A 20,091-nucleotide genomic window follows, 5' to 3' on the forward strand; every position below is an offset into this window, starting at 1 on the left:
CGGAAAAACATTTATCCGACAACTGCGGTTGGTGTATCCTGTGGCCGTTGTGAGCGCAAACCGCGCTGGAAGCAAAACTGCAATCGCCGGAGGCTGTCATGGCGGAGAACACTCCGCAAAATCTTGATTTCGATACCAAGATCCTGTCGAAATTCATCTACGCGCTGAACATTTCCCGGCAGCATTGCCTGGCCTACCCCGCCGGCCATCCGCAGATTCAAAAATCCGCCGAACAGCTGATCAGCCTGCTGCGGCAACTGCTCGAATTCCGCGACGCCCTGACCCTCGGCATCACCCGCCGCTCGCTGCTGGTCCATGGATCGGCCCTCGATCAACGCAACGCTGTCTACCGTAAACTGGCCAACGAACTTTTCAACCTCGGACTTGCCGGACTGACCTTCCGGCGCGGGCTGGAGCACGACGAGCTGCTGCGTTTCCAGGAGCTGAGCGTCCAGCGGCCCGAGGACCTGGCGGAACGGGGCGGCCTGGTTGAAATCTGCCGTGATCTCGATCTGCCGCACCTCAACCTCACCTTCATCGACTACAACTCCTTCAGCGTCACCGACGAAGATGAAATCGGGTCCAGCGACGCCCTCCTCGAAGAAGAGAAGTCCGAATCGCTCTGGGACCGTTTTGTCAGCGGACTGATCGCGGGCGATCTCAGCCCCGACGGTGACCTGAAGAGGAACGCCACCGTCGATCCGGCCCTGGTCGCCGAATACCTCAGTCGTCGCCGTGAGGGAGCGGACCAGGAAGAGGTGCTGGCCAGCTACGAACAGACCATCACCTCCTTTCTGCAGGAACTCGATCTTGAAGGCCGCAGCCAGAGTTACCGTACCGAAGCCCTCGGCAAGCTCGGCAGCTTCGTCGACGGTCTCAGCCCCGAACTGCGCCGCCAGTTTCTCTCCAGCACCTTCAATACTCTCGGCGCGCAGAACGAACTGGCCGAAGAGGTGCTGACTCACCTCTCCAGCGATGCCCTGTTCTCCGCCCTTGAGGATGTCAACGAGAAACGCCTGACCATCCCGCCGACCATCATGAACCTGCTCGGCAAACTCTCCCAGCACACCTCGAAGGAAACCGAACAGGTCGGAGAAGCGATCTCCAGTGCCGAACTGGGAGAACACCTGCGTTCGCTGTTCCGTGAAGACGATCCCGACCGCTTCATTCCCGGCACCTATCAGCACCTGCTGCACAGCATCGTCTCCATGGATGATATCCCGCCCCTGGAGGGCAGGGCGGTCGAAGAACTGCGCGCGGAAATTTCCGCCGAGCCGGTCGACAGTCAGGTCTGCAACGTGGTCATCGACCTGCTGGGAAACGAGGAGGGCAGCGAACAGGACCGGGAAGAACTGCGGCAGATCCTGTTGGAACTGTTGAGATATTTTCTCGAAACCGGCCAATTCGACTACCTGGTCGGCCTGCAGAGGGGACCGAACCGGTCGGCAAAATGCAACGGCAGCACCGATCTGACCAAACTACTGGCCGACAACAGTTTTCTCGAAGAGATCCTCGCCGCCATGAGCATCTGGGGCAAGGACAAGTTCGCTGCCATCACCGAATTGATCCGCAAGATCGGGACACCTTTCATCGAACCGCTGATCAACCGCATGGCGGTCGAAAAACGGATGTCGCTGCGCCGCTACTATCTCGATCGACTGGAAGAAATGGGGGATGCCATTCGTGAACCGGTGATGCTGCACCTGCGCGACAGCCGCTGGTACGTGGTCCGCAACCTGGTCGCTCTGCTGCGGCGGCTCAACGACCCGGTCACCCTGCACGGCATCCGGTCCCTGATCAACCATCCGCACCCGAAAGTCCGGGTCGAGGTTTTCAAAACCCTGCGCCAGTTCAACGATCCCCAGGCCAACCTGTACCTCGCCCGGGAACTGGACAGCGGTGACCGCGACCGTCAATGGCAAGCGATACGCCAGCTCGACGGCAGTTTCAACCCGGAGCTGTTCGACAGCCTGTTGCGACTGCTGGAAATCAAAGACCAGTCCGCCGACGGGTTCGCCCTGAAAACGGCCGTAGTTGATGCTCTCGAACCGTTCGGCAATCCCGCGGCCCTGCCGGTTCTGGAACGGGTTCTGCAGACCCGGAGCCTGCTGCACGGCGGTCGCTGGCTGCGCCTCAAGCAGCACATCATCCTCTCCCTCCGCAGTTATCCCCATAAAGAGGTCGGGGAAATTCTCGAGCTGCTGGCGGCCGGCGGCGGTGACCTCGGAGAACAGGCGGACGCACTGCTCAAGACCCTGCAGCGGAGGACGTCATGAGCCGCTACGACCGTCAGCCGATTCTCGATTTCGTCCGTCATCTTTCCACCGCGATCGCCACCGCGACACTCTACAGCAGCGAGCACCGCCAGGTCACCCGACTCTGCGAACAGGCACGACAGGCACTGCCCCTTTCAAGAACAGGCGACGAAGGAGTCTCACTGCTGTTCGTCGAAGATGAACTGATCGCCCAGCGACACTCCCTGGGCCGCGGCATGTATATCGACCGCCTCGCCCGCCAACTGCGTCGGCACGGCATTGCACATATCAAGCTGTTGCCCGGGCTCGAAACAGAAGAGATCCTCGATCTGGTGAGCCAGTTGGTCAACGCCCGCCGTGACGCGGTCATCAGGGCCGGTGAGCATCTGCGGCTGGGACGGGTCGAGCTGCGTTATACCCACAAGGAGGATGGGGAACGCCAACCTGGCGATGAAATCGATGAAAGCAATTTCCGTATTGAAGACCTGCAGGAAGCCTCCGGCCTGGAAGGGATTGAGGAAGTTGACGCCGAAGAGCTGGCACGTTTCGCTGAAATCTGTGAAGCGGTCAAGACCCGCCGCCAGCTGCATGCCATCGGCATCTCGGAAATCGTCGCTCGCTTCGTCTCGGCCTTCACCAACGAAGCCGGATCCTTCCTCGCCCTGGCTCCATTGCGGGAACTGGATGAATACACCTTCACCCATTCGATCAATGTCTGCACCCTCAACATCGCCCAGGCCATGGCACTCGGCATCGAGGGCCAACTGCTGCATGATATCGGCGTCGCCGCCATGCTGCACGACATGGGCAAACTGTTCATTCCCGACGAAATCATCACCAAGGAGAGTGACTTAACCCCCGAGGAATGGGAGATCATGCGCCGGCACCCGGCCGACGGCGCGCGCTACCTGCTCAACACCCCGGGTATCCCGCGACTGGCGGTGGTGGTCGCCTATGAGCACCACATGCGTTACGACAATCAGGGCTATCCGTCCCCCCGACATGGCTGGCGACAAAACATCGCCAGCCAGATTTCAACCGTCTCCGACGTTTTCGACGCCCTGCGGACCGAACGCTCCTACCGGGGATCGATGCAGATTCACAAGATTTCCCAGATGATCCTGCAGATGGCGGGCAGCCAGCTGCACCCTCAGCTGGCACACAACTTCCTGCGCGTCCTCGAACGGGTCACCAGCAGCAGTTGAAGGTCACCTGAATCAGTGGGTTCAGGGCGGGCTCAAGGCAGCCCGTAACATTCATAGCCCTGCCACTCGGCCTTGGTCACGATCCCGGCATTGTCAACTTCAAAGACCGCCCGGCAATTCAACTCCCGCCGAGGACCATAGGCGTAGGTGGTTCCCGGTGCCAGGTTGGCCGGGATGTTGGACGCCTGGTAGGCACTGGCTTCCCAACTATAAACCTCGCCTTCGGCAGTCTCCTGTTTTTCCGAAGGAGGCCCCCAGCTGTCGATCACGCGCGCAATCGGTTTTCCCCGCCAGCGTTCAACCGCCCTGTCAGCCGGCGAGGGAACCTGCGGCGCGGCACAACTGACCAGCAGCACCAGCCCCGGCAACAGCCATCCGTATTTCATCGTTACCTCCCATCGGACGCGAAATCTCTCTCTCTCTAACCTATCGGTTTATTTTCCTGAATTCATTATATCGTCTGGTCGGACACTCGCGAACAGGCTGCCAGGTGCTATGCTTTAAATATGAACGAGATTCGTTACGACAACCTCGGGCCGACCAAAATCCTGCAGCTCTACGACCCCCGGATTCCATTTCACGCCTTTGTCGTGATCGACAATACGGCACGCGGCCCGGCCCTCGGCGGGGTCCGCATCACTCCCGAAGTCAACCTCTCTGAAGTCGCGCGGTTGGCCCGCACCATGACCTACAAAAGCGCCGCCGCCGGACTGCACCTCGGTGGCGGGAAATCGGGAATCATCGCCGCGGCCGACAACCCGGATATCGAATCGATCGTACGCAGCTTCGCCCGCATGATCGCCCGCCTCGACGACTACATCCCGGCGCCGGACATGGGCAGCAACGAGACCATGATGGCCTGGATCAAGGATGAAATCGGCAGGGTCGCCGGGCTGCCGGAAGAACTCGGCGGACTGCCGCTCGACAAACTCGGCGCCACCGGATTCGGCCTGGCCGCCTGCGCCGAAATCGCCTGTCGGCATATCGACCTGCCCCTGGCCGGAGCGCGGGTGGCGATCCAGGGTTTCGGCAATGTCGGCAGCGCGGCGGCCCGCTTTCTCGTCGAGCGGGGCGCGATCCTGGTCGCCCTGAGCGATCGCCAGGGCACCGCCTTTGCCGCCGGGGGACTCAACCTGAACGCGGCCCTCGAAGCCCACCGCCGGAACGAGAACATGGTCGCCGCCGCCGGTGGAGAGCTGCTGCCGCAGGAGGCGATCTTCGGCATTGATTGCGACATCCTCGTCCCGGCGGCAACCGCCGATGTCATCCGCGCCGACAATCAGGCACAAGTCCGAGCGCGGATGATTCTCGAGGGCGCCAACATCCCGGCGACGATCGAAGCCGAACAATTGCTCGCCGCGCGCGGTGTGCTGGTGGTTCCCGACTTTATCGCCAACGCCGGCGGACTGATCATGGCAGCGGCGGAATATTATGGAAAAACCGAGGACGAGGCGTTCGAGGAGATCCGCGACAACCTGCACCACAACACCGCAGAGATCCTGGATCTCAGCAGGAAAAAGCAGGTCCTGCCGCGTCGCGCCGCCGAAGAGATCGCTCTCCGGCGGGTCCTCGATGCGATGCGGACCCCGCCGCCGCCCCATCCCGCCCGGTTGATCGAACAGGCCAGGGACCGGTTGCTGGGATAGGCTGACGACGGACACGCTTCAACACGAATCCCCGGAAAACCGGCTTCGCGCGAAGACGCAGAGTTGAAAACCTGGGGATTGGATCTGGTCGACTGGTTGAAATCCCCCCTGCCCGCCTTTAGAAAAAGGGGGGAGGCACGATATGCGGTTGTTTCCCCCCCTTTCCTGAAGGGGGATTTTTTGTGCATCTCGGCGTCTCTGCGCGAGGCCGCCTTTCATAATTTCTCCAGGAAAGATTCAGACACTCTCGATGAACAGCAGTCCCGGATCTTCCAGGAACTGCCCGACCCGCACCAGGAAGCGGGTCGCCTCGGCGCCGTCGAGGACCCGGTGGTCGAAGGTCAGTGAAAGGGGCAGAATGCGGCGGATGACGATCTCGCCTTCGACCACCCAGGGTTTTTCACTGACCCCGCCGAAGCCGAGAATGGCGACGTTGGGATAGTTGATCACCGGGGTGGCGAAGCTGCCGCCGAAGCTGCCGAAGTTGGTCAGGGTGAAGGTGCTGCCCTGCAACTGTTCACGGCTCAGGGACCGGCTCTCGGCCTGCTCGGCCAGCTGCTGCAGTTCAATCGCCAGATCGACCACGCTCTTGGTCCCGACATCCCGCACCACCGGGACCAGCAGCCCTTCCCGGCTGTCGACCGCCACTCCGAGGTGGCACTCCGCCAGCAGTTCGATCTCGCCGGCGGCTTCATCAACCCGGGCATTAAGCCGCGGGAATTCGGCCAGCGCATGCTGGGTCGCCTTCATGAAAAAGGGCAGCAAGGTCAGTTTGACGCCCCGCCCGGCCAGCTCGTCCCGCTGACGGGCCTTGAGCGTCCAGAGACGGGTGACATCGGTTTCCGCCATGGTGGTGACAAACGCAGTGCGGCGCTGCGCCTCAAGCAGGTGTTCGGCGATGCGACGTCGCAACCCGGCAAGAGGGACGCGCCTGCCGCTATCGCCCGCGTCCCCGGAAGGTTCGGCACCGGCGGCGGTGAGAACATCCTCTTCAGTGATCCGCCCGTCCGGGCCGCTGCCACGGAGTGTCTCCAGGGCAACCCCGCGCGCTTTCGCCAGCGCCCGTACCCGCGGCAGAGCGCGCAGCGGAACAGCCTTCTTCTCACCGGAAACGACCGGGGCTTCGGTCACGGGCCCTTCCGGCGGTCCAGCCGACGGCGCCTCCGGCAGAACACCGACAATACCCTGTGATTTCCTGACCGGAGAGACGACGGCCCCGGCCGCAGGTGCCGGCACGCTATCCGCCTCGAACTCACCGGTCGCGATGGTCAACAACACACTGCCGACCGGAACCCGGTCTCCCACCTCGTGGTTGAGGGTACGGATGATCCCGGCACGCGGCACCGGTACATCAACCACCGCCTTGTCGGTTTCCACCTCCAGGGCGCTTTGATGTTCCTTGACCCGCTCGCCGACGGCAACGTGCCAGGCACGGATTTCCGCCTCGACACCCCCTTCACCCAGGTCAGGCAGAATGAATTCAAACAGGGATTCCTTCAAAACGCCAGCACCTCCGCGATCGCCCCGGCAATCTGCTTCGCCGTCGGCACGTTGTAATCCTCCAGCAACGGCAGCGGCGGGATAACGTCGCAGCCGGTCACGCGACGGATCGGCGCCTTGAGAGAGAGGATCGCATCCTCGGCCACGGTGGCGGCGATCTCGGCTCCGAATCCGCCGGTCTGCGCCGCTTCGTGAACCACAACCAGCCGCCCGGTCCTGCGTACCGAAGCAAGAATAGTTTCAGCATCGAACGGATTGAGGGTCATCAGGTCAATGACCTCGGCATCAAAGCCCGCAGCGGCCCGCAGACTCTTCTCAAGCATGCTTCCCCAGGCAACCACCGTCACCGAATCACCGGGACGAGCAATGCGCGCCTTACCGAGCTCGACGGGAAGATCGCCTGCCGGAACGTCCTCCCGCAACAGTCGATAAAGACGGGTCGGTTCCAGAAAAAGAACCGGATCAGGAGTGCGAATCGAGGCCTGAAGCAGCGCCTTGGCATACCAGGGAGAACCGGGAACCACCACCTTGAGACCGGGCATGTGGCAGAACATCGCTTCGCTCGACTCCTCGTGCAGTTCCGGCGCCTTGACCCCGCCGCCATAAGGAGTACGGACCACCAGCGGGCAGTGCAGCTGGCCTCGGGATCGACTGCGCAAACGGGCGGCATGACTGAAAAGCTGCTCGATGGCGCCATAGGTAAAACCGAGAAACTGGATTTCAGCCACCGGTTTCAGCCCGTAAGCGGCCATGCCGATGGCAACCCCGATAATCGCCGATTCGGACAGCGGCGTGTCGATCACCCGCTCTTCTCCGAACGCCTCGTACAGCCCCTCGGTCAGGCGAAAAACCCCGCCGTCCCGACCGACATCCTCACCGAGCAGCACAACATCCGGATCGCGCTCGAGCTCTTCGCGAAGAGCCAGGTTGATGGCCTGAACCATATTCATCTCAGCCATGATCCAACTCCCGAAGATCGCGCAGCTGCTGCAGCTGTCGCTTCTGGCGCGGGGTCATTTCCGTCCAGGTATAGGCGAAAATATCCCGGGCTCGGGCCGGCGGGGTCGCCTCCTCGCGGGCCACCGCCCGGTCGAGCCGTGCGTCGATCTCCGTTTCCAGCTGCTGCTGGCGGGCGTCATCCCACAACCCGCGGTCGGCGAGAAAACGTCGCATGCGCAACAACGGATCACGCCGCTGCCAGCGCTGAACCTCTTCCGGGTCACGGTAACGGGCGGCATCGTCGGCGGTGGTATGGTCGGCCATACGGTAAGTGTCGCACTCGATCAGGCTCGGACCACCACCGCTGCGGGCCCGCTGCAGCGCCTCGCGGGTGGCCTGGTAAACCGCCAGAACATCATTGCCGTCCACCTGGATGCCGGGAATGCCGTAAGCGATCGCCTTCTGCGCCAGGGTCTCGGCGGCCGTCTGGTGGTTGCGCGAGATCGAAATCGCCCACTGGTTGTTCTGGATGATGAAGACCACCGGCGCCTGGAACACCCCGGCCATGTTTAACCCCTCGTGGAAGTCTCCCTTGGAGGTGCCGCCGTCACCGAAATAGCAGGCGGTGGCAATCGGGTCGCCGCGGTAACGGGCGGCCATGGCGGCGCCGACCGCATGCGGGATGTGGGTGCCGACGGCGATGCAGATGGGGAAGATGTTGAGCTGCTCGGGACAGAGCAGGCCACGTTCATCGCCATTCCAGTACTGGTAGATCTCGGCCAGCGGATAACCGAGGGTGACAAACACGCCGAGTTCCCGAAAGGCGGGGAAAAACCAGTCGCTTTTCTGCAGCGCGTAGGCGCTGCCGACCTGGGAAGCCTCCTGGCCGAGAACCGAAGGATAGGTGCCGAGCCGACCTTCGCGCTGCAGGTGCAGGGCACGCTGATCAAATTGCCGGGTCAGCAGCATCAGCTCATAAAGACGTACCAGGTCGGGGTCGGTCAGGTCAGGCATCAGCTCGGCGTCAACGCGACCCTGTTCATCAAGAATTTCCAGGCGGGAAACAGTGAAAGAGGCAATGATCTTTTTCGACATCCTGCGGCCTTTCGCCAACCCGGGCGGAGCCCCCGCGAGACTCGGGAGCAGGGCAGAAACCTCGATCTCAATACCGCCGCGGGTTCTACCTAGAGTCTATCGGAGGAGAGGGGGGTGTCAAATCGAGAAGGAGCAGGGAGGCGGCGACGCAGAACGTTGCAGATCAGCCCCGCCGTTGCGGCCAGGAGCTGAAGGGAGTCCGGCTGAGACAGGCGTTGTAGTAGCGTTCATCACCCGTCACCTCTTCGCCGACCCAGTCGGGCAGCACAACGGGCTGATCCGGCCGGTCAAGTTCAACCTCGGCCAGCACCAGTCCTTCGTTGGCGCCGTGAAATTCGTCGATCTCCCAGACAAGCCCGGCGTGAGGAACCCGGTAACGGGTCTTTTCAATCTGCGGCCGATGGCAGAGTTCGTCCAGCAACTGCCGCGCCTGCTCGAGCGGAATCGGATATTCGTATTCACTGCGGACACAGCCGCGGGTCGCACCCTTGACCGTCAGGAACCCCCTGTCACCGGCGATCCGCACCCGCACCGTGCGCTGCGGGTCAAGGCTGAGATAACCCTGCCGGTAAGCCACCCCTTGGGCGCCCACCTTCCAGCTGTCGTTTCTGAGCAGAAACTTGCGTTCGATTTCCAGCGCCATCCGGCCAACTCCTGATCCAGGTTTCGCGAATCTCAGGCTTCATCATGCCGTCCTTTGTCCTGCGGGTCAACCGGAGTTGCTTTACAGATCCGATACGACCCCCCTATACTCTCTGAGTAAAATATCTACTCAACGAGGAACCGCCATGGATGAAATACGCACCGCCAGGATGACGGAACTGACCCGGAAACTGCTCAGCTACGGCAAGGAAAATCTCGAGGACATCCTCCACCTGCTGGTCGACGCCACCACCCTACTGACCCGCCAGAACCGTTGCCGCATCTATCTCGAAGATCTGACCGCCGGCCGACTGACCTGCGCCGCCGTCACCGGTCCCCATGCCGAGGAGATCCGCGCCCAGAGCTTCCCCATCAACAGCGAGGATTTTCTCGTCTCCCGGGTCTACACCTCGCAGGATCCGGCCCTGCTCACCGATATCGACCAACTCGACAGTCCCAAGGCGCGGGCGATTGCCGCCCGACTCGAAATCGGCGCCAGCTGCCACCTGCCGCTGATCCACCAACAGCGCGCGGTGGGGGTTCTCTGCCTTGACAGCGGTCGTCGCGGGCAGTTGCCGGGCGATGCCGAGATCGAAGAACTGCGGCAGTTCCTGCTGCAGGCCACCCCGGTCCTCGACCGCGCCCGCAAGTACCATCAGCAGATCCTGCTGGCACGAGAAATAGATACCGCCAAGAGCCAGCAGGCGGCGCTGTTCATGGTCCGCTCGGCAGTCCGCCTGATCGACAAGCTGGCCCTGGCGTCAGTGCTGGTGCCCCGGCCGGGAGAATCGGAGGACCGGGTGCTGGAGATCCTCGCCTCCTACTCTCCGGACATCGCCGTCAAACGCCTCTATGAGGATGAGAAGCAGATCGAACTCGGCACCGGACGCTCGTTGCTGTCACGCTACATCCACAGCGACGGCACCATCCGCGACGAGAAACTGCTCAAGCCGATCTATATCGAAAATCTCCCGGCGCAGACCCTGCAGAAACGCTACCTGACCGACCAGATGGGGTTGCAGTCTCTCTACGTGGTGCCCCGTCTCGATCCTCATTCCCGCCGGGTGCGCTGCCTGGTCAACTACTATACCGCCGAAAGATACCGCTTCAGCCCCTTCGAACAAGGGCTGCTCGAAGCCCACGCCGAGATGGCGGAACGGGTCATCCAGGAGATCGGCGGCGAACACATGGAGATCCAGGTTCTCGCCGAAATCAACGCCCTGCTGCAGGAGAAATACGAGAACCTGCCTTCTTTCCTCAACCGGGTGCTGGCCAAGGCGACCGAACTGATCGGCGCCGACACCGGCAGCATCGCCCTGGTACGCGAACGGGAGGGTGAACGCTGGCTGGTGGTCGAAGAGAATGACGGCACCCTGACCGGAGCCAAGATCAAGGAGTGGCTGAAACGCAACATTCCCCCGATCCGGATCGGCGCCGAAGAATTGCCGGCCGAGGAACGCAGCCTGACCGGGCTGGCCGCCGCCACCGGCCGGGAACAGCTGATCACCGACACCCGCGAAGAAACAGGCGGCCGCGGCTTCTACCGCGAGATCACCACCGACATCCGCAGCGAACTGGCGGTGCCGGTGCTGCACGATGACGAGGTGCTGGCGGTGATCTGTCTCGACTCGCTGCGCCCCTGGTACTTCACCGCCGAACACCGTCAGATCCTGCAGATCATTCAGCGGATGATTTCCCGCCACCTGTTCGACCTGCAGCGTATTGAACAGCTGACCTCCGAGGTCGAACAACTGCGTTCCGATGTCGGCTACCGGGATCCCAGTATTCACTCCTACCGGCTCGGCAACATCATCGGCAACGCCCCGCGCGCCCGGGAGATCGTTGAATTCATCCAGCAGGTCACACCGCCGATCTTCAATCGGATCACCCTCTGGCACAAGACCGATGTCGAGGAAGCGACCCTCGGCCTGCCGTCAATTCTGATCACCGGGGAAACCGGCAGCGGCAAAGAATTCATCTTCAACAATATCTTTTCGCGGCTCAACGAAATGTACCAGGGACGCTTCGGCCGCCGCCGTGAACTGCCGGTGAAAAAGACCAACATCGCCGCCTACAGCGGTGAACTCACCTACTCCGAGCTGTTCGGTCACAAGCGCGGCGCCTACACCGGCGCCCACACCGACCGCCAGGGAATCCTCGAAGAGGCCCACGGCGGGGTGGTCTTTCTTGACGAAATCGGCGACGCCGACCCGAAAACTCAGGTTCAGCTGCTGCGCTTCCTCGACAACGGTGGTTTTGTCCGACTCGGCGACAACCAGACCCGCTATGCCCGGGTGCTGCTGATCGCCGCCACCAACAAGGATCTCGGTCGGCTGATCGAAGCCGGCGATTTCCGTGAAGATCTTTATCACCGGCTCTCGGAACTGACCATCGAGGTTCCTTCCCTCAACCAGCGCCGGGAAGATATCCCCGACCTTGCCACTCATTTCCTCGGTCGCCTCTACCGCATCTATCGACGCCCCGGAGAGCCGGCGGAACCGCCGATGCTGACCCGCGGCGCCCGAGAGGAACTGGCGCGCCACCATTACAGCGGCAATATCCGCGAACTGCGCAGCATCCTGGTCCGGGCCCTCTTTTTTCGCGAGGGGCACAAAATTGACGAGCAACTGATTCGTCATACCCTGGGCCGCCCCCGTCCGGCGAAAAGCGCCACGTCCCGACAGACCACCCGTCGACTGACAGAAGAACTGGCCGAGCAGATCCTGGAATCCATCACCTCCGGACAGGAAACCTTCTGGAGTGCCCTCTACAGCCCATACTCAGAAAACCGCATCACCCGTGACATGGTCCTCGCCGTTCTCAACCTGGCCCGCCGCCAGGGAGCGACCAGCATGCCGAAACTGGCCGGTCTGCTGCGCGCCTGCGACCCGAAGAGCGACCGCAACGAAGAACGCAAAACGTTCTTCCGTTTCAAAAACTTCCTCTACAAAACCATCCGTATCCAGTGAGTCAAAAAAGCGCGGGAGCAACTTCCGCTGCTCCCGCGCTTTGACAACCTCCAGAGGGGACTCCCCGTTTTATTATCCAAACCTCAAGCCATGCGTACCACCTCGACCCGATAACCGTCCGGATCGGAAACGAAATAGAAACTGGCCGTGCCGCTCAAGCCTTTCAGCGGCGTCGGATCCAGGCCGAGTTCCTGATGTCGTCGGTGCGACGCTTCGAGATCGTCGACGCTGACCGCCAGATGGGAATAACCGTTGCCTATGACGTAAGGCTCCTGCTGGTTGTAATTGTAGGTCAACTCCAGTTCAAAACTGTCACTCGGATCGGTCAGGTAGGAAAGGGTGAAGCCGTCATCGGGAAAATCACGCTTGCGGGAAACCTTGAAACCGAACGCCTGCTGATAAAAATGTTCACTTTTTTCCAGGTTCATCACCCGAATACAGACGTGAATCATGCGATAGGTCATCTGCAACCTCCTCCGACACCATCAATCATGACCGATCACCTTGAGATCGGTCAACTCGGGAAAATGCGTCAGGATAATCTTGCGGGCGGCCTCGTGATTATGCTTGGAGGCAAAACGCAGGCGGACATCCATTTCCCAACAGAAATCGCACATACAGTCCTTGGCATTATAGGTTTCCGCCCCGCAGTTTTTGCAGTATATCTTCTGTTCTCGCTTACTTTTCATCGTTGGTAGTATATCGCTTTTCTGGAAAAAAATAACCGGAAAATAATGTCCGCTCCGCTTGCCGGCAGAAGGCCTCAGCTTTCCCGGCAAAAATGAAAAGGGCCTGCAGATCATAAACTGCAGGCCCTTCAGAATTTTTGGCTCCCCGAGCCGGACTCGAACCAGCGACAAGGTGGTTAACAGCCACCCGCTCTACCAACTGAGCTATCGGGGAAGAGAATAGTTTTTCTAACTCACTGTTTTTGCGAGAAGAAAAGCTATTTTGCCGTTACAAATGGACCGAAAAACAACCCAAAAATCCGTGTAACGACGTGAGGGTTTATACGATAGCCGGCGAGTGCTGTCAAGAAAAAATCAAAACACCACCTGGTCCATCTCCTCAATGGTTTATGGACCGATTTCATTTCTGCTCAAGGAAAGTCTGTTCGGTGACAGCCGGATAGAAGAGGACCATTTCCGGGCTGTGCTGACAACCTGCTGGGAAGGCATCCGCGGCCAGGACCGGCGCCTGGATAAATGGGAAAAATTTGCTCCTCAATCGAAGTGATTACTCACTTAGCTCTCAGGAGGAACAACCTGCGCAGGCCTGCCTGCGAAAAGGAGGTTCCATTATGGTAACCCTTACTCAGAACAGAATGTTCAACCATGTCGTCTTGGTCGCTGATGACAATCCCCCGGCACGCGATCTGCTGAGCCTGATCCTGGCGGAACAAAACTGCAAGGCAATCACCGCCAACAACGGCTTCGAAGCCTGGCAGATTCTCCAGGAAACGCAGGTCGACCTGTTGGTGGTGGAACTGGACCAGGTTCCCGGGGAATGCCGGGGGGGGGAAGACAGGCTGTCCCCCAGCTTTCAACTCGGCTGGCGACAAGCTATGACAAGCATAACGGATTCAGGTGTACCCTGCTATCTCTCCATCGGCAGGCCTCCCAGCATCAGGGAGATGGTTGCCCAGATCCGCCTGTTGCTGCAGGACACCCCGGCCACCACGCAAAAAAGGCCCGCGATCATTAAGATCGCGGGCCTTTCAACAATTTTATCCAAGGATCAGGCGCCCTTTTTCAACTCCAGCAGAATCTGTTTGGCAACCGCCTTGACGGTTTCAAAAACCCCCTCACCGGTGGTCGCGCAGGCCTCGAAATCAGGGACAGCGTCCGGGTTGAGCAATTCACGCAATTCCTCCACCGATGTCAGGTTCGGCAGGTCGCGTTTATTGTACTGAACAACGAAGGGCAGCTTTTCCAACTGGTAGCCCTGTTCTTCGAGATTGTCCTTGAGATTCTCCAAACTCTCGATATTGGCATCGAGACGCTCTTCCTGGGAATCTGCGACAAAAACCACCCCGTCAACACCCTTGAGAATAAGCTTACGCGAGGCATCGTAAAAAACCTGACCGGGCACGGTATAGAGGTGGAAACGGGTTTTGAAACCACGGATCTCACCGAGAGCCAGAGGGAGAAAATCAAAAAACAGGGTTCTTTCGGTCTCGGTCGCCAGGGAAATCATCTTCCCCTTGGCGGACGGATCGGTTTTTTGGTAGATGTACTGCAGGTTGGTCGTCTTGCCGCACAGGCCGGGACCATAATAGACGATCTTGCAGTTGATTTCCCGTGAAGCGTAGTTGATGAAGGACATGCCTGGCTACCCCGTCACTTGAAGAGGTTGTCGATGTCGTCGTCGGTGATCTCGGCGAAGGGGCTCTGCGACTGCCCGGACTTCTCCAACCGCTCGGCTTTCTCTCCAAGGGCCTTGAAAATTCTCGCCAGTTCGTCGCTGGCCTTCTTCACCCTCAGCCGGACCAGCCCCAGGGAAGAGCGCTGATCAAATATCACCACCAGGATGACCCGCTGGGCAACAATCGAGATATGGATATTATCCTTTTCCCCTTCATGGAAGAGGATGGAGAACTCCTTCTCGCCAATCAACTTGGCCAGGCCACCAGTGGCGGCGATATTACCGGCCGTCAGCGAAGCGAGGCTGGTGGTATCGAGATGTTCGGTTTCTCCCGTCGACGCAATCAGCTGCCCGTTCTTGTCAACCAGGAAAATAACTTTCGAATTGGACTCCCGCAGCAGCTTGTTAAGCACGCCGGTGATCTGCTGAAGTTCCTCCTCGTACATAACAAAGGGAGAAGAATGGGACCCGAACATTGCTTACGCTCCTTGGTCAGGTTTGTATATCCGCTGTTTTATAGCATCTAACACCAGTCCGGGCAAGGCTTTTACCGGCCGAACAGGCCGCCGAAAATAAAACATCCCGACAGGTTGCCCTGCCGGGATGTTTTGCTGCTGCGTCGTTTGACGACTTTATTCGCCCTTGCCGCAGTCGGCCTGCATCGCCGCCAGTTTCTTGTAGAGGTCGTAGCGGGTGGCATCATCCTTGGCGCTCTGGGCCAGCAGCGCCTCGGCCTGCTCCGGATTGGCCTTTTTCAGAACCCGGAAGCGGTTCTGGTTGGCAGCAAAGTCCTGGAAACTGATCGACGGATCCTTGCTGTCGAGCTGCAGCGGATTCCTGCCCTGCTCGACCAAACGCGGATCAAAGCGGAACAGCGGCCAGTGACCGCAGTTGACAGCCTCTTTACAGGTATCAACGGCGGTAGTCATGTTGATGCCATGCGCGATACAGTGGCTGTAGGCGAGGATCAGGGACGGGCCGTCAAAACTCTCGGCCTCGATCATCGCCTTGACCGCCTGGGCCGGGTTGGAGAGCGCAATATGAGCGACATAGATGTTGCCGTAGCTCATGGCGATCATCCCCAGGTCTTTCTTCGGCATCGGCTTGCCGCCGGCGGCAAACAGAGCCACGGCGCCGGTCGGGGTCGACTTGGAAGCCTGACCGCCGGTGTTGGAATAGACCTCGGTGTCAAGCACCAGCACGTTGACATTCTCGCCGGACGCGAGCACATGGTCGAGGCCACCGTAACCGATGTCGTAAGCCCAGCCGTCACCGCCGTGAATCCAGACCGACTTCTTGACCAGATAGTCGACATTGACCAGCAGCGGCTTGGCGGTTTCATGGGTACAGGCGCCGAGAATCTTGCGCAGCTGGGCCACGCGGCCCCGCTGGGCCTCGATCTCTTCCTGGCTGTCCTGCGCCGATGCGAGAATCTCGCGCTTCAGATCGGCGGTCCCTTCACAGGCCTTACAGCCGCAGTCAATGTTCTTTTCGAGCAGTTCACGGGCGTAGCCGGTGGTCTTGTCAATCGCCAGGCGCATACCCAGACCGAACTCGGCATTGTCCTCGAACAGCGAGTTGCTCCAGGCCGGTCCGAGGCCGTCCTTGCGCTTGGTCCACGGGGTGGTGGGCAGGTTGCCGCCGTAGATCGACGAACAGCCGGTGGCGTTGGCCACCACCATGCGGTCGCCAAACAACTGCGAACAGAGCTTGACGAACGGGGTCTCGCCGCAACCGGCGCAAGCGCCGGAGAATTCGAACATCGGCGGCAGCAGCTGGCTCCCTTTCAGGGTGCCGCGATTGACCAGCGCCGGATCGGTGTCGGGCAGATTGAGGAAAAACTCCCAGTTCTTCGCCTCGGCATCGCGCAACGGAGCCTGGAAGGTCATGTTGATCGCCTTGCGGCCCTCGTCGGTCTTGCTCTTGGCCGGGCAATTGTGCACGCAGGCCCCGCAACCGGTGCAATCCTCGGGAGCGACCTGCAGGGTAAAGAGCTTGCCGTCCATGTCCTTGCCCCGGGCGGCGCAGGACTGGAAGGTCTCGGGAGCCCCCTTGAGATCGGATTCGTCGTAGATCTTCATACGGATGGTGGCGTGCGGGCAGACAAAGGAACAGATGCCGCACTGGATGCAGACCTCCTTGTCCCAGACCGGGATATTGACAGCGATGTTGCGCTTCTCGAAGGCTGCAGTACCGGTCGGGAAGGTGCCGTCGGCGGGCATCGCCGAGAGAGGCAGTTCGTGACCGAGGCCGTCGATAATTTTCCCGAGGGTCTTCTGCACCATCTCCGGGGTGCCGTCCCATTTGCCGATCTGCATCTCGATGGTGCTGTCGGCCACGGTCGGAACCGTCACTTCCTGGATACTCTCCAGGGCGACATCGACCGCCTGCTTGTTCATGTTGACGACCTTCTCGCCGGCCTTGCTGTACGACTTGACGATGGCGTCCTTGATCTGCTGAATCGCCTGGGTCTCGGGGATGATGCCCGAGATCTTGAAGAAGGCGGTCTGCATGATGACGTTGATGCGCGGTCCGAGGCCGATCTTTTCGCCGAGATGAACACCGTCGATGACGTAGAACTTGAGGCCCTTGTCGATGATCTGCTGCTGCACGTATTTCGGCAGGTGAGCCCAGATCTCGTCCTTGCCGTAGGGGGCATTGAGCAGGAAGGTCGCGCCATCCTTGGCGTTCTTCAGCATGTCGTACTTCTCGAGGAAGGAGAAGTTGTGACAGGCGACGAAATCGGCCTGCTGGATCAGGTAGGTACTCCGGATCTCCCGGTTGCCGAAACGCAGGTGACTGGTGGTCATCGAACCGGCCTTCTTCGAATCATAGACGAAGTAGGCCTGAACCTTGTGATCGGTGCAGTCACCGATGATCTTGATCGAGTTCTTGTTGGCGCCGACGGTACCGTCGGAACCGAGGCCATAGAACATCGCCGCATAGCCGTCGAAGGGAACCAGGTAGTTCGGATCGAACTCAAGGCTGTTGTTGCAGAGATCATCCTTGAACCCGACGATGAAATGGTTTTTCGGCTTGTCGGCCAGCATATTGTCGAGCACCGCCTTGCACATCCCGGCGTTGAACTCGAAGGAACCGAGACCGTAACGGCCGCCGACGATGGCAGGGTAACCTTCAAAACGGGTGAACCCTTCGACCATCCCCTCGCCGATGGCGGTACGCACCGCCTGGTAGAGCGGCTCGCCGATGGAGCCGGGCTCCTTGGTCCGGTCGAGGACGGTGATCTTCTTTACCGAAGCCGGCAGAGCCTGGCAGAACTGCTCAATCGGGAAAGGCAGGAACAGACGAATCTTGATCAGGCCGACCTTCTCCCCCTGGGCATTGAGATGCAGCACCAGCTCTTCCATGGCGTCACAGCCGGAACCCATCATCACCACCACGCGCTCGGCATTCGGGTCGCCGACATAATCGACCAGGTTGTACTGACGGCCGACTCGCTTGGCAAACTTGTCCATTTGCGCCTGGAGGATGCCGGGAACTTTCTCGTAATAGGGATTGACCGTTTCCCGGCCATGGAAATAGACGTCCGGATTCTGCGCGGTGCCGCGCAGTTCCGGATGATCGGGAGACAGGCCGCGTTGGCGATGGGCGACCATCAGCTCATCATCGATCATGTGGCGCATGTCATCCTGCGACAGCTGCTCAACCTTCTGCACCTCGTGAGAGGTACGGAAACCATCGAAGAAATGCAGCACCGGCACCCGCGATTCGAGAGTGGTCGCCTGAGCGATCAGGGCGAAGTCCATGACCTCCTGCGGATTGTTGGAACAGAACATGGTCCAGCCGGTCTGGCGACAGGCCATGACGTCGGAATGGTCACCGAAGATCGACAGCGCCTGGGCGGCAATGGCACGGGCCGAAACATGAAAGACGGTCGAGGTCAGCTCGCCGGCAATCTTGTACATGTTCGGGATCATCAGCAGCAGACCCTGGGAGGCAGTGAAAGTGGTGGTCATGGCACCGGCCTGCAGAGCCCCGTGAACGGCTCCGGCAGCGCCCCCCTCGGACTGCATTTCGACCACCTTGGGAACCGTGCCCCAAATATTCTTCTCTCCGGCCGCGCTCTTGGCGTCGGAGATCTCACCCATCACCGATGACGGGGTGATCGGGTAGATGGCAATCACCTCGTTGACAGCATGGGCAACATGCGCCGCGGCGGTATTACCGTCGATACAAACCATCTTACGCGACATGAAATCCTCCTTTTGAGTTGGTTTTCCGGGAATCGATAGTGACGGGTTCATCTCCTCCGCAACGCGACAAGCGGCTGCCGGAAGAGAGCTGAAAGCCTGTATGCAGTATACGATTTAAGAGAAAAAAAACAACGCCGGGTCAAAGGTCCCTGCGACCTTCGACAGCCCGGTTGACTGTTGCGTCGTCGACAAATTCAAGGTCACTGCCGGTGGGGATGCCATGAGCCAGCCGCGTCACCCTGATTCCCAGGGGACGCACCTGCCCGGCCAGGTAAAGGGCCGTGGCATCCCCCTCAACGGTAAAATTGGTCGCTACCAGCAGTTCCCGAACCGCGCTCCCTTTCAGTCGCTGCAGCAGTTCGACAAAACGCAGCTGCTCGGGACCGATTCCATCCAGCGGAGAAAGGGCCCCCTGCAGCACATGGTAGCGGCCACGAAACGAGCGGCTGCGCTCGATGGCAATCAGATCCTGCGGCTGCTCAACAACACAAAGCAGACCCTCATCGCGGCCGGGGTCGGTACAAATCGGACAGGGATCAGACTCGGTGATATGGAAGCAACGGGAGCAGAACCCTATTTTTTCCTTCAGTTCCAGGATGGCCCCTGCCAGGGCTTCCGCCTCCGCCCGCGGCTGCCGCAACAGGAAGAAAGCTAACCGGGTTGCGGTCTTCTTGCCGATACCCGGAAACTTGGCCAATTCGGCGACCAGACGGGCAAATGACGGGATGGAGTCTAGCATGAGATTTTCCAAAAATCCAACTCTTTGGAACGCTGTTTTATTTTTTAAGGCCGGCCAAAATTTCTTTACAACGTCTTTAAAATTTCCCGGTCAAATGGTCAGGCCACAAGCGTTGTAATACCACGGCTTTGCCCAAAAAATCAAGACTTTAGCTCTTTTTTGCTGTGCCCGAAACGGGATTCACGGCGACCAAACCCACCGTTCAGAACAGTCCCGGGATATTCATGCCACCGGTAATCTTGCCCATTTCCTGCTGCATCATCTCCTGGCTCTTCTTGATGGCCTCATTGACCGCGGCGACCACCAGATCCTGAAGCATTTCCACATCGTCGCTGTCAACCACCCCCGGATCAATACTGATCGACAGCAGTTGCTGTTTGCCGTTGACCACCGCCGACACCATTCCGCCACCGGCCGAGGCCTCGACTTCACGTCCGGCCAGCTCTTCCTGAAGGCGCGCCATTTTCTGCTGCATCAGCTGCGCCTGCTTCATGATATTACCCAATCCTTTTGCCATGACCTT

Annotated in this window: 16 protein-coding genes and 1 tRNA gene; 4 read left to right on the top strand and 13 right to left on the bottom strand. The window is 59.9% G+C overall.

The features are described from left to right. Positions 1–98 precede the first annotated feature (98 nt). Both B5V00_RS06490 and B5V00_RS06495 read left to right on the top strand, forming a co-directional pair. Positions 99–2,276, top strand: coding sequence for a HEAT repeat domain-containing protein (locus tag B5V00_RS06490; protein ID WP_085009960.1), 2,178 nt, complete (start codon positions 99–101; stop codon positions 2,274–2,276). Next, positions 2,273–3,460 (top strand): HD-GYP domain-containing protein, encoded by a 1,188-nt coding sequence (locus B5V00_RS06495; RefSeq protein WP_085009961.1) that lies wholly within the window; start codon positions 2,273–2,275, stop codon positions 3,458–3,460. Before B5V00_RS06490 ends, B5V00_RS06495 begins: the two co-directional genes overlap by 4 nt. A gap of 32 nt (positions 3,461–3,492) precedes the next feature. On the opposite strand, the gene B5V00_RS06500 is transcribed toward B5V00_RS06495, so the two are convergent. Further along, positions 3,493–3,846, bottom strand: a complete 354-nt coding sequence (locus B5V00_RS06500; RefSeq protein WP_085009962.1) for a hypothetical protein — start codon at positions 3,844–3,846, stop codon at positions 3,493–3,495. Positions 3,847–3,966: 120 nt separating this feature from the next. On the opposite strand from B5V00_RS06500, the gene B5V00_RS06505 reads away from it, so the two are divergent. Then, positions 3,967–5,106 carry a Glu/Leu/Phe/Val family dehydrogenase gene (locus tag B5V00_RS06505; RefSeq protein WP_085009963.1) on the top strand — a complete coding sequence of 380 codons (1,140 nt, stop codon included), beginning with the start codon at positions 3,967–3,969 and terminating at the stop codon, positions 5,104–5,106. A 237-nt stretch (positions 5,107–5,343) separates the two neighbouring features. On the opposite strand, the gene B5V00_RS06510 is transcribed toward B5V00_RS06505, so the two are convergent. The 4 genes from B5V00_RS06510 to B5V00_RS06525 form a co-directional block, all read right to left on the bottom strand. Then, a complete protein-coding gene (locus B5V00_RS06510; RefSeq protein WP_245803922.1) occupies positions 5,344–6,606 on the bottom strand; it encodes a dihydrolipoamide acetyltransferase family protein in 1,263 nt (420 codons plus the stop codon). After that, positions 6,603–7,565, bottom strand: a complete 963-nt coding sequence (locus B5V00_RS06515; RefSeq protein ID WP_085009964.1) for an alpha-ketoacid dehydrogenase subunit beta — start codon at positions 7,563–7,565, stop codon at positions 6,603–6,605. Before B5V00_RS06515 ends, B5V00_RS06510 begins: the two co-directional genes overlap by 4 nt. Further along, on the bottom strand, positions 7,558–8,640 hold the full coding sequence (pdhA, locus tag B5V00_RS06520; RefSeq protein WP_085009965.1) for a pyruvate dehydrogenase (acetyl-transferring) E1 component subunit alpha: 1,083 nt from the start codon (positions 8,638–8,640) through the stop codon (positions 7,558–7,560). Before pdhA ends, B5V00_RS06515 begins: the two co-directional genes overlap by 8 nt. 163 nt (positions 8,641–8,803) lie before the next feature. Then, a complete protein-coding gene (locus B5V00_RS06525; protein WP_085009966.1) occupies positions 8,804–9,283 on the bottom strand; it encodes a CYTH domain-containing protein in 480 nt (159 codons plus the stop codon). 145 nt (positions 9,284–9,428) lie between these two features. On the opposite strand from B5V00_RS06525, the gene B5V00_RS06530 reads away from it, so the two are divergent. Continuing rightward, entirely contained in the window at positions 9,429–12,251 is a 2,823-nt protein-coding gene (locus B5V00_RS06530; RefSeq protein WP_085009967.1) for a GPMC system transcriptional regulator, read from the top strand. Positions 12,252–12,334: 83 nt separating this feature from the next. On the opposite strand, the gene gloA is transcribed toward B5V00_RS06530, so the two are convergent. From gloA to B5V00_RS06575, 8 genes are all read right to left on the bottom strand, one after another. Continuing rightward, on the bottom strand, positions 12,335–12,715 hold the full coding sequence (gloA, locus tag B5V00_RS06535) for a lactoylglutathione lyase (RefSeq protein WP_085009968.1): 381 nt from the start codon (positions 12,713–12,715) through the stop codon (positions 12,335–12,337). Positions 12,716–12,736: 21 nt separating this feature from the next. Then, a complete protein-coding gene (locus B5V00_RS16885; protein WP_139800682.1) occupies positions 12,737–12,940 on the bottom strand; it encodes a hypothetical protein in 204 nt (67 codons plus the stop codon). A 138-nt stretch (positions 12,941–13,078) separates the two neighbouring features. Next, a tRNA-Asn gene (locus B5V00_RS06545) sits at positions 13,079–13,154 on the bottom strand. Positions 13,155–13,988: 834 nt separating this feature from the next. Continuing rightward, positions 13,989–14,576, bottom strand: coding sequence for a GTP-binding protein (locus B5V00_RS06555; RefSeq protein ID WP_085009971.1), 588 nt, complete (start codon positions 14,574–14,576; stop codon positions 13,989–13,991). 14 nt (positions 14,577–14,590) lie between these two features. Beyond that, positions 14,591–15,091 carry a roadblock/LC7 domain-containing protein gene (locus B5V00_RS06560; RefSeq protein WP_085009972.1) on the bottom strand — a complete coding sequence of 167 codons (501 nt, stop codon included), beginning with the start codon at positions 15,089–15,091 and terminating at the stop codon, positions 14,591–14,593. Between the two features lie 156 nt (positions 15,092–15,247). Then, positions 15,248–18,829, bottom strand: a complete 3,582-nt coding sequence (gene nifJ, locus B5V00_RS06565; RefSeq protein ID WP_085009973.1) for a pyruvate:ferredoxin (flavodoxin) oxidoreductase — start codon at positions 18,827–18,829, stop codon at positions 15,248–15,250. Positions 18,830–18,968: 139 nt separating this feature from the next. Further along, positions 18,969–19,568, bottom strand: a complete 600-nt coding sequence (gene recR / locus B5V00_RS06570) for a recombination mediator RecR (RefSeq protein ID WP_085010045.1) — start codon at positions 19,566–19,568, stop codon at positions 18,969–18,971. 202 nt (positions 19,569–19,770) lie between these two features. Beyond that, the gene (locus B5V00_RS06575) at positions 19,771–20,085 is read right to left on the bottom strand and encodes a YbaB/EbfC family nucleoid-associated protein (protein ID WP_085009974.1); all 315 of its coding nucleotides are present in this window, start codon (positions 20,083–20,085) and stop codon (positions 19,771–19,773) included. Between the last annotated feature and the right edge of the window lie 6 nt (positions 20,086–20,091).

It is taken from the genome of Geothermobacter hydrogeniphilus (genome assembly GCF_002093115.1).
Lineage (GTDB): Bacteria > Desulfobacterota > Desulfuromonadia > Desulfuromonadales > Geothermobacteraceae > Geothermobacter_A > Geothermobacter_A hydrogeniphilus.

What these genes read in the sequence shown, in the direction of transcription:
- B5V00_RS06490 (WP_085009960.1), top strand. Translation starts at nt 99, where the DNA reads ATGGCGGAGAACACTCCGCAAAATCTTGATTTCGATACCAAGATCCTG.
- B5V00_RS06495 (WP_085009961.1), top strand. Translation starts at nt 2,273, where the DNA reads ATGAGCCGCTACGACCGTCAGCCGATTCTCGATTTCGTCCGTCATCTT.
- B5V00_RS06500 (WP_085009962.1), bottom strand. Translation starts at nt 3,846, where the DNA reads ATGAAATACGGATGGCTGTTGCCGGGGCTGGTGCTGCTGGTCAGTTGT.
- B5V00_RS06505 (WP_085009963.1), top strand. Translation starts at nt 3,967, where the DNA reads ATGAACGAGATTCGTTACGACAACCTCGGGCCGACCAAAATCCTGCAG.
- B5V00_RS06515 (WP_085009964.1), bottom strand. Translation starts at nt 7,565, where the DNA reads ATGGCTGAGATGAATATGGTTCAGGCCATCAACCTGGCTCTTCGCGAA.
- pdhA (WP_085009965.1), bottom strand. Translation starts at nt 8,640, where the DNA reads ATGTCGAAAAAGATCATTGCCTCTTTCACTGTTTCCCGCCTGGAAATT.
- B5V00_RS06525 (WP_085009966.1), bottom strand. Translation starts at nt 9,283, where the DNA reads ATGGCGCTGGAAATCGAACGCAAGTTTCTGCTCAGAAACGACAGCTGG.
- B5V00_RS06530 (WP_085009967.1), top strand. Translation starts at nt 9,429, where the DNA reads ATGGATGAAATACGCACCGCCAGGATGACGGAACTGACCCGGAAACTG.
- gloA (WP_085009968.1), bottom strand. Translation starts at nt 12,715, where the DNA reads ATGACCTATCGCATGATTCACGTCTGTATTCGGGTGATGAACCTGGAA.
- B5V00_RS16885 (WP_139800682.1), bottom strand. Translation starts at nt 12,940, where the DNA reads ATGAAAAGTAAGCGAGAACAGAAGATATACTGCAAAAACTGCGGGGCG.
- B5V00_RS06555 (WP_085009971.1), bottom strand. Translation starts at nt 14,576, where the DNA reads ATGTCCTTCATCAACTACGCTTCACGGGAAATCAACTGCAAGATCGTC.
- B5V00_RS06560 (WP_085009972.1), bottom strand. Translation starts at nt 15,091, where the DNA reads ATGTTCGGGTCCCATTCTTCTCCCTTTGTTATGTACGAGGAGGAACTT.
- nifJ (WP_085009973.1), bottom strand. Translation starts at nt 18,829, where the DNA reads ATGTCGCGTAAGATGGTTTGTATCGACGGTAATACCGCCGCGGCGCAT.
- recR (WP_085010045.1), bottom strand. Translation starts at nt 19,568, where the DNA reads ATGCTAGACTCCATCCCGTCATTTGCCCGTCTGGTCGCCGAATTGGCC.
- B5V00_RS06575 (WP_085009974.1), bottom strand. Translation starts at nt 20,085, where the DNA reads ATGGCAAAAGGATTGGGTAATATCATGAAGCAGGCGCAGCTGATGCAG.